The organism is Pseudonocardia xishanensis, assembly GCF_039541715.1.
Classification (GTDB): Bacteria; Actinomycetota; Actinomycetes; order Mycobacteriales; family Pseudonocardiaceae; genus Pseudonocardia; species Pseudonocardia xishanensis.
Genome location: NZ_BAABGT010000075.1, coordinates 180413 through 192723 on the forward strand (window position 1 = coordinate 180413; position 12311 = coordinate 192723).

Annotated in this window: 14 protein-coding genes; 8 read left to right on the forward strand and 6 right to left on the reverse strand. The window is 74.7% G+C overall.

Annotation, left to right across the window (positions count from 1 at the left end; genetic code table 11):
• Positions 1-11: 11 nt before the first annotated feature.
• The 5 genes from ABD993_RS24470 to ABD993_RS24490 all read left to right on the forward strand — a co-directional run bounded on the left by ABD993_RS24470 (position 12) and on the right by ABD993_RS24490 (position 6140).
• Positions 12-1196, forward strand: coding sequence for a cytochrome P450 family protein (locus tag ABD993_RS24470; protein ID WP_345422950.1), 1185 nt, complete (start codon positions 12-14; stop codon positions 1194-1196).
• 40 nt (positions 1197-1236) lie between these two features.
• Positions 1237-3210: an ATP-dependent Clp protease ATP-binding subunit gene (locus ABD993_RS24475; RefSeq protein WP_345422953.1), complete on the forward strand. Its 1974-nt coding sequence runs from the start codon at positions 1237-1239 to the stop codon at positions 3208-3210.
• A gap of 9 nt (positions 3211-3219) precedes the next feature.
• Positions 3220-4203 (forward strand): LacI family DNA-binding transcriptional regulator, encoded by a 984-nt coding sequence (locus tag ABD993_RS24480; protein WP_345422956.1) that lies wholly within the window; start codon positions 3220-3222, stop codon positions 4201-4203.
• A gap of 79 nt (positions 4204-4282) precedes the next feature.
• Entirely contained in the window at positions 4283-5293 is a 1011-nt protein-coding gene (iolG, locus tag ABD993_RS24485) for an inositol 2-dehydrogenase (protein ID WP_345422959.1), read from the forward strand.
• A gap of 61 nt (positions 5294-5354) precedes the next feature.
• On the forward strand, positions 5355-6140 hold the full coding sequence (locus ABD993_RS24490) for an alpha/beta fold hydrolase (protein WP_345422962.1): 786 nt from the start codon (positions 5355-5357) through the stop codon (positions 6138-6140).
• Here ABD993_RS24490 and ABD993_RS24495 read toward each other — a convergent pair.
• Positions 6091-6702, reverse strand: a complete 612-nt coding sequence (locus tag ABD993_RS24495; protein WP_345422965.1) for a hypothetical protein — start codon at positions 6700-6702, stop codon at positions 6091-6093. The two genes, ABD993_RS24490 and ABD993_RS24495, sit on opposite strands and share 50 nt — an antisense overlap.
• A 52-nt stretch (positions 6703-6754) precedes the next feature.
• Here ABD993_RS24495 and ABD993_RS24500 point away from each other — a divergent pair, with 52 nt between their 5' ends.
• Positions 6755-7627: a crotonase/enoyl-CoA hydratase family protein gene (locus ABD993_RS24500; protein ID WP_345422968.1), complete on the forward strand. Its 873-nt coding sequence runs from the start codon at positions 6755-6757 to the stop codon at positions 7625-7627.
• 4 nt (positions 7628-7631) lie between these two features.
• Here the strand turns inward: ABD993_RS24500 and ABD993_RS24505 are convergent, their stop codons facing one another.
• The 5 genes from ABD993_RS24505 to ABD993_RS24525 all read right to left on the reverse strand — a co-directional run bounded on the left by ABD993_RS24505 (position 7632) and on the right by ABD993_RS24525 (position 11209).
• Positions 7632-7778, reverse strand: coding sequence for a DUF1059 domain-containing protein (locus tag ABD993_RS24505; RefSeq protein ID WP_345422971.1), 147 nt, complete (start codon positions 7776-7778; stop codon positions 7632-7634).
• 35 nt (positions 7779-7813) lie between these two features.
• Positions 7814-8548: an SDR family oxidoreductase gene (locus tag ABD993_RS24510; protein ID WP_345422974.1), complete on the reverse strand. Its 735-nt coding sequence runs from the start codon at positions 8546-8548 to the stop codon at positions 7814-7816.
• Between the two features lie 3 nt (positions 8549-8551).
• Positions 8552-8854, reverse strand: a complete 303-nt coding sequence (locus ABD993_RS24515; RefSeq protein WP_345422977.1) for a hypothetical protein — start codon at positions 8852-8854, stop codon at positions 8552-8554.
• Complete coding sequence (locus tag ABD993_RS24520; RefSeq protein WP_345422980.1) at positions 8851-10095, reverse strand: glycosyltransferase 87 family protein; 1245 nt, start codon at positions 10093-10095, stop codon at positions 8851-8853. The genes ABD993_RS24515 and ABD993_RS24520 overlap by 4 nt, the downstream gene beginning before the upstream one ends.
• Positions 10096-10330: 235 nt before the next feature.
• On the reverse strand, positions 10331-11209 hold the full coding sequence (locus tag ABD993_RS24525; protein WP_345422983.1) for an alpha/beta fold hydrolase: 879 nt from the start codon (positions 11207-11209) through the stop codon (positions 10331-10333).
• A 102-nt stretch (positions 11210-11311) separates the two neighbouring features.
• Between ABD993_RS24525 and ABD993_RS24530 the strand changes: the two genes are divergently transcribed.
• Positions 11312-11644 carry a hypothetical protein gene (locus ABD993_RS24530; protein WP_345422986.1) on the forward strand — a complete coding sequence of 111 codons (333 nt, stop codon included), beginning with the start codon at positions 11312-11314 and terminating at the stop codon, positions 11642-11644.
• A gap of 62 nt (positions 11645-11706) precedes the next feature.
• A complete protein-coding gene (locus ABD993_RS24535; RefSeq protein WP_345422989.1) occupies positions 11707-12162 on the forward strand; it encodes a nuclear transport factor 2 family protein in 456 nt (151 codons plus the stop codon).
• The last annotated feature ends 149 nt before the right edge of the window (positions 12163-12311 follow it).

The window sequence follows — 12311 nt, forward strand, 5'->3', positions numbered from 1 at the left end:
ACGATGGAGCCATGGCGCCGACCACCACCGCTGGCAGAGAGCTCTTCGACGGGTCCTACTGGGCCGATCCCTTCCCCGCCCTGGCCGAGCTGCGCGCCGACGAGCCCGTCCGCAGGCTGGACCTGCCCGACGGCCCCATGTGGATCGTCACGCGCTACGAGGACGTCCGCGCCGCGTTCGTGGACCCCCGGCTGTCCAAGGACTGGCGCTACACGCTGCCCGCCGACCAGCGCGCCGCGATGCCCGCCGCCCCCATGCCGATGATGCTGCTGATGGACCCGCCGGACCACACGCGGCTCCGCAAGCTGGTCAGCCGGTCGTTCACGGTGCGCCGGATCGAGGAGCTGCGCCCGCGCGTCCGGCAGATCGCCGACGAGTTGGCCGCGGCCCTCCCGGCCGAGGGCGACCTCATGCGGGACTACGCGTTCCTGCTCCCGGTCCAGGTCATCTGCGAGCTGCTCGGCGTGCCCGCGGAGGACCGCGACGACTTCGGCGCCTGGTCCTCGACCATGATCGACGAGTCGACCGGCGACGAGAAGATGGCGGCCTCGCGGAAGCTGGCGGGCTACCTCGGCGACCTCGTCGAGCGCAAGCGCGCCCAGCCGGACGGCGCCCTGCTCAGCGCCCTGACCCAGGTCTCCGACGAGGGCGACGCGCTCTCGCAGGAGGAGCTGGTGGCCATGGGCATGATGCTGCTCATCGCGGGCCACGAGACCACCGTGAACCTGATCGGCAACGGGGTGCTCGCCCTGCTCACCCACCCCGAGCAGCGCGCCGCCCTGGCGGGCAAGCCCGAGCTGTGGCCCACCGCCGTCGAGGAGTTCCTGCGCTGGGACTCGCCGGTCACGAACACCCCGGCCCGGTTCGCGTCCGAGGACGTCGAGATCGCCGGGACCACGATCCCCGAGGGCGCCGTGGTGATCCTGGGACTCTCCGCCGCCAACCGGGACTCCGCGCGGTTCGCCGAGGCGGACGAGCTGGACGTCACGCGGGAGGACCGCGGGCACCTCGCGTTCGGCTACGGGCTGCACCACTGCCTGGGCGCCCCGCTCGCGCGGATCGAGGGCCGGGTGGCCCTGGAGACGCTGTTCACCCGCTACCCGGACCTGGCCCTCACCGTCGACCCGGCGGACCTGGCCTACCGCCGCAGCGTGCTGGTGCACGGCGTCACCGAGCTCCCGGTCAGGCTCGGCTGAGAACGGGTACAACCGAACAGACACACCCCGGGGAGGCGCCGTGGCACAGGATCGGGACGATCCGTTCGGTCAGGGTGGCCCCCTGGGGCCGCTCGAGGGGCTGCTGCGGGGGTTGGTGAACGGGCTCGGGCTGCCCGAGGACCTCACCGACCCGGAGCGCCCCCGCGAGGAGGGCACGGCGGAGCGGCAGACCGCCCCGCCCCGCGGCGACCGGCGGACCCGGCGGCTGGACAAGTACGGCGACGACCTCACCGCCGCGGCCCGCGCCGGGCGGCTGGACCCGGTGATCGGCCGAGACGCCGAGATCGACCAGGTCATCGAGGTACTGGCCCGGCGGACCAAGAACAACCCCGTGCTCGTGGGGGAGCCGGGGGTCGGCAAGACCGCCGTCGTCGAGGGGCTGGCGCAGCGGATCGTGGCCGGAGACGTGCCGGTCGCGCTGCGGGACGTGCGGCTGGTCGCGCTGGACCTCGCGGGCATGGTCGCGGGCACCCAGTACCGCGGCCAGTTCGAGGAGCGGCTCACCGCGGTGGTGGACGAGATCGTCGCGGCCGGGCGCTCGCTGGTGGTGTTCGTGGACGAGCTGCACCTCGTCGTCGGCGCGGGGTCGGCGCAGGACCAGGCGATGGACGCCGCCGCGATCCTCAAGCCCGCCCTCGCGCGCGGGGAGCTCCAGCTCGTCGGGGCCACCACGCCCGAGGACCACCGCAAGCACATCGAGCGGGACGCCGCGCTGGACCGCCGCTTCGAGGCCGTCCGGCTGGGCGAGCCGTCGCCCGAGGCCACGCTGGCGATCCTGCGCGGGCTGCGGCCCCGGTACGAGGCCCACCACGAGGTCCGGATCACCGACGCCGCGCTGGACGCCGCCGTCACGCTGTCCGTGCGCTACCTGCGGGACCGCTTCCTGCCGGACAAGGCGATCGACCTCGTCGACCGGGCGTCGGCGCGGTCGGGGATGCGCGGCGTCTCGGACACCGAGCCGGACAAACGGGTGGACGAGCTCGTCCGGGCCCGCGAGGTCGCCGCGGACGCCGGGGACTCCGAGCGCGTCGCGCTGCTGGACCGCGAGCTGGAGCGGCTGGTGCTGGACACCGGCCGGACCGCGGGGGAGATCGGCGCGCGGGAGATCGCCGAGATCGTCGCCGACCGCACGGGGATCCCGGTCGCCGAGCTGACGACGTCGGAGCGGGCCCGGCTGCTCGCGCTGGAGGACCACCTGGGCCGCCGCGTGGTGGGGCAGCGCCGCGCGGTCGAGGCCGTCGCGGACGCGGTGCGCAGCTCCCGCGCGGGGCTCGCGGGCCCGGACCGGCCCGCGGGGTCGTTCCTGTTCCTGGGCCCGACGGGGGTCGGCAAGACCGAGCTGGCCCGGGCGCTGGCCGCCGTGCTGTTCGGGTCGGTGGACCACCTCGTGCGGCTGGACATGACCGAGTACGCGGACCGCGCGGCGGTGAACCGGCTGGTCGGGGCGCCGCCGGGGTACGTCGGTCACGAGGACGCCGGGCAGCTCACCGAGCCGGTGCGGCGCAACCCCTACTCGGTCGTGCTGCTGGACGAGATCGAGAAGGCCCATCCCGAGGTCCTCGCCACGCTGCTCCAGGTGCTCGACGCGGGCAGGCTCACGGACGCCCGCGGCCGCACCGTCGACTTCCGGCACACCCTGATCGTGATGACCGGCAACGTGGGCGTCGAGTCGCTGGCGCTGCGGCCCGAGTTCCTGAACCGGATCGACGACATCGTGCCCTTCGACCCCCTGTCCCGCAGCGAGATCCGCGAGATCGCCGGGATGATGCTGGAGGAGACCCGGGCGCGACTGCGGGCGCAGGGCGTGGAGCTGGACGTGGAGCCCGCCGCGCTCGACCGGCTCGCGGAGCTGGGCTACGACCCCGCGTTCGGCGCGCGGCCGCTGCGCCGGGTGATCGCCCGCGAGGTGGAGCGCAAGCTGGCGAAGACGCTGCTGGCCGGGGACGTGCGCGGACGGCTGCGGCTCACCGGCGACCTGGAGATCGTCGCCTAGAGTCCGGGCATGTCGCGCAGGCCCACGCTCAAGGACGTCGCGGCGCTGGCCGGGGTCTCCCGGGCGACCGCCTCGCTGGTGATCCGGGACGAGCGCGGCCCCAGCGCGGCCTCGCGCGAGCGCGTCCGGGCGGCCGCGGCCGCGCTGGGCTACGTCCCGGATCCGGCGGCGCAGCTGCTGCGGCGCGGGCGCAGCGGCCTGCTCGGGGTGGTGTTCACCGCGCGGGACGCCTTCCACGCGGACCTGCTCGACGGCGTCTACCCGGCCGCCGAGGCCCGCGGCTTCTCCGTCGTGCTCGGCGCGGTGTCGCCCGCCCGCACCGCGGACCGCGCGGTCGCGGCGCTGCTGGCGTCCCGGTGCGAGGCGCTGCTGCTGCTCGGCGGGCGCTACGGCGCGGAGCGGCTGGCCGAGCTGGCGGCGGAGGTGCCGGTGGTGGACGTCGGGCACGTGGGGGAGCCGGGGCCCGTCGACGCGGTGGCGAGCGCGGACGACGAGGGTGTGGGCGCGGCCGTCGAGCACCTGGTGGCGCTGGGGCACACCGCGATCGCGATGGTCGACGGGGGTGAGCAGCCGGGCGCGGCCCAGCGCCGCGCGGGATACCGGGCCGCCGTGCGCCGCCACGGCCTGCCGGAGCGGATCGTGCCGGGGGACAACACCGAGGTCTCCGGGGCCGCGGCCGTCGAGGCGCTGCGCCCGGACCTGCCCACGGCGATCCTCGCGAACAACGACCAGTGCGCGGTCGGCGTGCTGGACGCCCTGCGCCGCAGCGGGATCGGGGTCCCCGAGCAGGTCAGCGTGATCGGCTACGACGACAGCCAGCTCGCCCGCCTCGCCCACGTCGACCTCACCACCGTCGCGCAGGACGCGGGGGAGATCGCGCGCATCGCCGTCGGGGCGGCTCTCGACCGCGCCGAGGGCGACACCTCCGAGCCGAAGCACATCCGCCTGACCCCGCACCTGGTCGTCCGCAGCACCACCGCGCCGGCCCCCTGACCCCGCCGCACCCTTGACGCGCCGCTCCACGCTGCCGCACACTCGCCGGCGAACTTAGATCGATCCAAAGGAGCTCCCGATGCTGCGAGTGGCCCTGCTCGGCTGCGGCCGGATCGGCCGTGTGCACGCCACCGCCGTCACCGCGCACCCCCGCGCCCGGCTCGCGTGGGTGTACGACCCGATCGAGGCGGCGGCCGAGGAGGTCGCGGGCCTGCACGGCGCCCGACACTCCACCGACGTCGCCGCGGTCCTGGCGGACCCCGAGGTGGACGCCGTGATCATCGCCTCGCCCACGGCCACCCACATCGACCTGCTGACCGCCGCGGTGCGCGCGGGCAAGGCCGTGCTGTGCGAGAAGCCCATCGACCTGGACATCGCCCGCGTCGACGCGTGCCGGACCGAGATCGAGCCCTACGCCCCCACCGTGATGCTCGGCTTCAACCGGCGCTTCGACCCGTCCTTCCGGGAGATCCGCGAGCGCGTCGCGGCGGGCGAGATCGGCGCGCTGGAGCAGGTCGTGATCATCAGCCGGGACCCGGCGCCGCCGCCCCCCGGCTACGTCGGGACGTCGGGCGGGCTGTTCCGCGACATGACGATCCACGACTTCGACATGGCCCGCTTCGTCCTCGGCGCGCAGGGCGGCGGCGAGGTCGTCGCGGTGTCCGCGATGGGCTCGAACCTGATCTCGGAGGAGATCGCGCAGGTGGGGGACATCGACGGGGCCGTCGTCACGCTGCGGTCGGACACCGGCGCGCTCGCGCAGATCACCAACAGCCGCCGCTGCTCCTTCGGCTACGACCAGCGGCTGGAGGCCTTCGGCGCCACCGGCATGCTGAGCGCGCAGAACCAGCTCCCGACCAGCGTGCGCTACGCCGGGGCGGAGCGCAGCGAGGCCGCCGCGCCCTACCTGAACTTCTTCCTCGAGCGCTACACCACCGCCTACGCGGCCGAGCTGGACCACTTCGTCGCCGCGGTGGAGTCCGGCACGGCCCCGTCGCCGTCCTTCGCCGACGGCCGGGCCGCGCTCGTCCTGGCCGACGCCGCGGGGGTGAGCCTGCGCACCGGAGCGGCGGTGCGCGTCGAGCTCTGAGAGGCGTGGGGATTCTCATCCGGGCGCGCGGCGGCCCGCCCGGTCCGCGAGGATCGTCCCCATGACCCTCACGGATCTGACGGTGGGCGGCCGGACCCTGCGGGTGCACGTGCGCCCCGGGAACGGGACCCGCACCCCGCTGCTGTTGTGCAACGGCATCGGCGCACGCTGGGAGATGCTGGACCCGTTCGTCGCGGCCCTGCCGCAGGACCTCGAGGTCATCCGCTTCGACGTCCCGGGCATCGGCGGGTCGCCCCGGTCGCGGCTGCCGTACCACATGGCCACGTTCGCCCCGACCGTCGCGGCGCTGGTCCGTGAGCTGGGCCACGAGCAGGTGGACGTCCTCGGCTACTCCTGGGGCGGCGGACTCGCCCAGCAGATCGCGCTCAGCGACCGGGCGCTGGTCCGCAGGCTCGTCCTCGTCGCCACCGGCACCGGGTCCCTGATGGTCCCCGCCCGGCCGTCGGTGCTGAGCAAGATGCTCACGCCGCGTCGCTACCGGGACCCGGCCTACGCCGCCACGGTGGCGGGCGAGATCTACGGCGGCACCCTGCGCACCCATCCCGAGCGCGCCGCCGCCCTCCTGCACGGGGGCACCACGGACCGCGGCTACCTCTTCCAGCTGCTGGCGGGCGCGGGCTGGACCACGCTGCCCGCGCTGCGGCTGATCAAGGCGCCCACCCTCGTCGTCTCCGGGGACGACGACCCGATCATCCCGCTGGTCAACGCGCGGATCCTGAGCCGCGGCATCGGGGACTCGACGCTGCACGTCTACCGGGGCGGGCACCTCGCGCTGCTCACGGAGCCGGACGAGCTGGCTCCCGTGATCGACCGTTTCCTCCGGTGACGGGGTCGTCCTCGCCGACCCGCGGCAGCGGGATGTCGGGGAGCGGCCCGACGACCACCACCGACGCCGCGAGATACCCCACCGCCCCCACGCAGCCCGCGGCCACCAGCCCGGCGCCGCCGAGCGCGTCCCCGGAGGCCAGGGCGTGCAGCGCGACGGCGAGCGCCAGCGCCAGCCCGGCCGCCACGGCCAGCATGACGACGGCGTCCGCCCCGCCGACGCCGTCCCGGTGGCGCAGGTAGAGGCCGACGGCCAGGACGGCGGCCACGATCGCGCCCCCCAGGTGGTAGCCGGACGAGCCCACCGCGGGCCAGGCGGCGAGGGCCACGAAGTACGCGGCCAGCGCGACGGCCGCGCGCAGCGCCGGGGTGCGCATCGGGCCGGGGTGCGCGAGCAGCGCCATGACGAGCACCGCGCCCGCGACCACTGCCGCGAGGACGACCACCACCCGCGTGGTGACCAGGCCGATGCCCGCGAAGCCGCGGTAGCCGGCGTAGAGCGCCACGAGCAGGGCGACGCCGCCGAGCCACGCGCGCCAGCCCGGACGCCAGCGACTCCTCACCTACGCCATGTCGGGTCATCGCTGCCCTGCGTTACCGGCGACACTGGACCCCATGGCCTACGAGACGCTCGACTACACCGTCACCGACGGGATCCTCACCCTCACCCTGAACCGCCCGGACCAGCTCAACGCGTTCACCGTGACGATGGCCGACGAGCTGATCGCCGCGTACGACCGGGCGAGCGCGGACGACGACGTGGCCGCGATCGTCGTCACCGGCGCGGGCCGTGCGTTCTGCGCAGGCATGGACCTCTCGTCCGAGGGCAACGTCTTCGGTCTCGACGAGTCCCAGCACCCCACCCTCGCCGACCTCTACGACCGCTTCGACGACCCGGCGATCGCCGACGGCGTCCGGGACACCGGCGGGAAGGTCTCGCTGGCCGTCTTCCGCTGCACCAAGCCGGTCATCGCGGCGATCAACGGGCCCGCGGTGGGCATCGGCGCCACGATGACGCTGCCGATGGACGTCCGCCTCGCCTCGGACGAGGCCCGCATCGGGTTCGTGTTCGGCAGGCTGGGGATCGTGCCGGAGGCGGCATCGAGCTGGTTCCTACCGCGGATCGTGGGGATCAGCCGGGCGCTGGAGTGGGTCTACAGCGCCGACCTCCTCTCCGCGCAGGAGGCGCTCGACGGCGGCCTGCTGCGCTCCGTCGTCCCCGCGGACGAGCTGCTGCCCACCGCCTACGCGCTGGCGCACCGGTTCGTCGACGGGCACTCGCCGGTCGCCACCGCGTTGATGCGCCGGATGATGTGGCAGAACAGCGCCGCGCCGCACCCGGTCGAGGCGCACCGGATCGACTCGTTGGCGATGTTCCACACCTCGATCGCCGACGGCAAGGAGGGCGTGGCCGCCTTCCTGGAGAAGCGCCCGGCCGAGTTCACCGGCCGGGCGAGCGAGCTGCCGCCGTTCGTGCCCTGGGGCTAGGTCCTCAGTAGGCGATGAAGAGGATCTCGTCCGGCGTGTACTCGTGGCCGGGGTGCTTCTCCTTGAGGTGCGCCTGGGTCTTCGCGATCAGGTCGTCCTCGTCCGTGCCCTCGATGTGCTCGCCGCACGGGCAGTTCAGTCGCGTCTTCACCGTTCCTCCAAGCATCGTCGCGTACGCATCCGACTCTAGCCCCGCCCGATGAACGGCATGGTGGTCGCGGTGATCGTCAGGAACTGCACGTTGGCGGTCAGCGGGAGGTCCGCCATGTAGCGGACGGCGTCCGCGACGTGCGTCGCGTCGAAGGTCGGCTCGGCGCGCACCGAGCCGTCCGCCTGGCGCACCCCGGTCGCGATGCCCGCCGTCATCTCGGTGGCCGCGTTGCCGATGTCGATCTGCCCGCACGCGATGCCGAAGGGGCGCCCGTCCAGCGACAACGACCTGGTCAGGCCGGTGATCGCGTGCTTGGTCGCGGTGTAGCCGATGCTGCCCGGGCGGGGCACGTGCGCCGAGATCGAGCCGTTGTTCACGATCCGGCCGCCCTGCGGGTCCTGGGCCCGCATCAGCGCGAACGCCTCGCGGGCGCACAGGAACGATCCCGTCAGGTTGACCTCCACGGTCTCCCGCCAGTCCGCCACGGACATCTCGTCCGGGGTCCCCGAGGGGCCGAACCGGCCCGCGTTGTTCACCAGCAGGTCCAGCCGCCCCCACGCCTCCCGGACGGCGGCGAACAGCGCGGCCACGGACTCCTCGTCGCCGACGTCGGTCGGCACGACCAGGGCCTGCGGGTGGCCTTCGGCGGTCTCGGCCAGTGCGTCGGCGCGGCGGCCCGCGAGGGCGACCGCCCACCCGTCCGCGAGCAGGGCCCGGGTGATCACCCGGCCCAGTCCCGATCCGGCTCCGGTCACGACGGCGGTGCGCATCCGCTAGTCATACCCGCCGAGCAGACTGCCCGGGTACGCGCCCACCGCCGGCGGGAAGTGCGCGACCGCTGCGCCGAGCACCGGCCGGACGAGCTCGTGGTAGCTCCGCGGGGTCGCGCCGTCCGGGCGGGCGACGGGTAGGTCCGCGAGCAGCCGCCTCTCCTGGTCCCGCAGGGCCGCCGCGGCGCCTGCCAGGTGCCGGGCCCCCGCGGCGGTCTCGCGTGCGTCGGCGGGCGCCGACCGCGCGTGATCGCGGACGTCCTCGCAGTTCGTCGTGATCGCCGCGCTGGTGACCTGGACGATCACGTCGGCGACGCCGAGCGCGGCGGCATCGAAGGCACAGGCCGCAGCACTCGCGCCGCACACGTGAGCAGGACCAGGACGCCGACGAGGTAGGCATCCGGCCAGAGCGAGACCAGGCCGGTCGCGGGGATCGGCCCGGTCTCGGGGCTCGGCGGCCGCGTGATCACCGCGGCGGTCACGAGCAGGGTCGCCGCGACGCCGACCCACCGCCTCCGGTCCACGAGCAGCACGAGCAGGGGCACGCACCAGACGTAGTGGTGCGACCAGGCGAACGGAGCCGCCGCAGCCGACCCGAGCCCGACGACCACGAGCGCCCCGACCTCACCCCCGTCCGACAGCACCGCTCGCGAGTGAGACACCGCCGCCGGGGAGTGAGACACCGCCGCGGGCGAGTCCGACACCGCCGCGGCTGTGCTCGACGCCTGCGCCTCGTCGCCTGCCAGGCGCACCGCGACGACCAGGACTGCGCAGGCGAGTGCTGCGGACCCCGCGAGCCCTACCCAGCCCGGCAGTCCGAGCCGGCCCAGGGTCCCGGCGAGCGCATGGTTGCTCGGCCCTGCGACTGCGGAGATGCGGTCCGCGGCCACCACGGTGCCGCGCAGCCAGTACTGCACCGAGTCGGCGGGCGCGACGAGGAACCCGAGCGCGGTGGCGGCGAGGAAGGTGGCCAGCGCCGTCGCCGCCGTCCGGAACCGGCGGGTGAGCAGCAGGTACACCACGAACAGCAGCGGGGTCAGCTTGATCGCCGCGGCGATGCCCAGGGCGATCCCGCGTCTGCGGCCCGTCAGGTCCAGCAGCACCAGTGCCAGCAGCACGACGTTGATCTGCCCCAGGTACAGGGTGGTGCGCACCGGATCGAGCCACAGCGCCGCGGCCACGAGGAGGGTGACGACCCCGGCCGGCAGCGCGGGCGCGCACCGGCGCGCGACCAGCACCAGCAGGCCGATCCCGAGCGCGGTCCAGGCGATCTTCAGCACCGGCAGCGGGACCAGGGTCAACGGCACGAACAGCACGGCGGCGATCGGCGGGTAGACGAAGGGCAGGTCCAACAGGACGCCGCCCGCGTAGAGCGGCTCACCCGCGAGGACGTGGGTGCCGCCCGCGACGTAGACCTGCAGGTCGATCAGCAGGGTGTGGGCGGCGGGCCAGAGGGCGAGGACCAGGACCTGCAACGCGACCAGCACGGCCGCCCCGACGAGGACCCCGCGCCGCGCAAGCGGTGATCCGGTCCGGGTGGCACGCACGGGTGGCGATTCTGCCCGGCCCGGGACCGGCGACCGCCACGCCCCACCGCCACCCGCCACAGCCCGCGAGTCCGACACCAGAGCCCGCGAGTCGGACACCAGAGCCCGCGAGTCGGACACCAGAGCCCGCGAGTCGGACACCGCCGCCCACGACTCCGACACCACAACCCGCGGGTTGGGGGTCGGACCCGTGCGGTGGTGTCTGTGTGGCTGTCGTCGGCCGCGCCGAGTCCGCTCAGGTCGCGGGCTCGGGGACCACGAGGGTGTCCAGGACCGCATCGAGGTGCCGCACGATCGAGACGTGCCCCACGCCCGCGACCCGGTGCAGCCTGCCGAGCCCGGTCGGCAGCCGACCCAGGACGTCCTCGGCGTGGTGGGACGGGACCGTCCGGTCGGCGTCGCCGTGTACGAGGTGCACCGGCACCCGCACGGCCTGCCAGTCCAGCCCCCACGGCTCCCCGAGCAGCCGGTACTCGGTCAGCACGCCGCGCGGGCCCGGTCGCAGCGCCTCCCTGAACCCGGCCAGCAGCAGGTCCCCGCCGACGTGGTGGAGCATGGCGCGGTCGTCGTCGTCGAGATCGGCGACCACCTGGCGCAGCGCGAGCCCCGGGGCCAGTCGCACCCCGAGCCGCTCGACGCGCAGCAGCAGCGCGCCCACCCACGGCCGGTCGCGGGCGAGGTCGACGAGCTCCAGGTCGTCCGCCGAGACGCCGTCGCGGGCTCCCGCCCGGTCCAGGGGACCCAGCCCGGCCACGACCGTCACCGCGGTCAGGGCCGGGTCGGCGCCCGCGGCGCAGGCCAGCGCGAACGGGCCGCCGCCGGAGTAGCCCAGCACCGCGTAGCGCTCGGCGCCGAGAGCGCGGGCGAGTGCCGCGACCTGGCCCGCGTACCCCGCGATCGTGTGGCCGGGGAGCGGGTCGGAGCGACCGACGCCGGGCCGGTCCGGGCAGATCATCCGCAGGCCGCGCTCGCGGGCCGCCGCGTCGAGGTAGGACTTGCCGACCCGGCTGTCCGGGGTGCCGTGCAGGAAGACGACGGGCGCGCCGCCCGGGTCGCCGTGCTCGGTCCAGGCCACGCGCCGTCCGCCGACGACCGTGATCCGGGTGGGCTCCACCCGAACGAGGCTACGAGCGCACCACGACGTCCGTGTGACGAACCGGGACGAACCCGGCAGGCCGAGTGTGACGAGCACCACAGGATCTGTCATGCTGTGCCGATGCGCTGCGCCTTCGCCCACACCGCCGAGCTCGACCTCTCCGCCGACGGGGACCCGACCGGTCCCGAGGTCGCCGTGGTCGCCGAGCTGCGCCCGGTGGCCCGCCTGCACACCGCCGTCCGACGGGTGGGGGACCGGACGCGGCTGCGGGTCCTGTTCGCCTGCGACGTCGACCTCGAGGACGAGGTTCGCCGCCGGATCGACCTCACCCTGGCCCGCGGTCTGCTCGCCGGGGCGGACGGCGCGGTGTCCCGCTGGTCGCTCCGAGACGCCCTGCCGGGTGCGGTGCAGGAGTGCGAGCGCGCCGAGGCGGAGCGTCTCCTAGCGACCTGATGAGACGCGACGGCAATCCGGTGGCAACCGTTCGGCAATGCGGCGCGCCGATGCTGCAGATCATGAGCCGACCACCGCTCCCGCCATTCACCCTCGAGACCGCGCGACAGAAGGTCCAGGCCGCCGAGGACGCCTGGAACAGCCGTGACCCCGAGCGCGTCTCGCTGGCGTACACCGTGGACTCCGTCTGGCGCAACCGGGACCGGTTCGTGCGCGGGCGGTCCGAGATCGTCGCGTTCCTCGCGGACAAGTGGGAGCGCGAGCTGGACTACGCCCTGCGCAAGTCGCTGTGGACCTTCGCGGACAACCGGATCGCGGTCCGCTTCCAGTACGAGTGCCGGGACGCGAACGGCCAGTGGTGGCGCAGCTACGGCAACGAGAACTGGGAGTTCGACGCCGAGGGGCTGATGGTCCGCCGCGAGGCGAGCATCAACGACCTGGCGATCACCGAGGCGGAGCGCCGGATCCACGGCCCGCGCCCGGAGTCGGAGCGAGGCGTCGACATCCCCCTGCAGTGAGGCTCGTGGCGCGGGCGCCGCGTGCCCGGTGGAGCGGTGGGCAGGGCGGTCCCCGGCGCGCCATGACGTCCGACTCGCGAGCCCCGGCGTCGGTCTCGGCGGCGGTGGTGTCGGACTCGCGGACCTGCGTGGGCGACGTGCGTCGATGG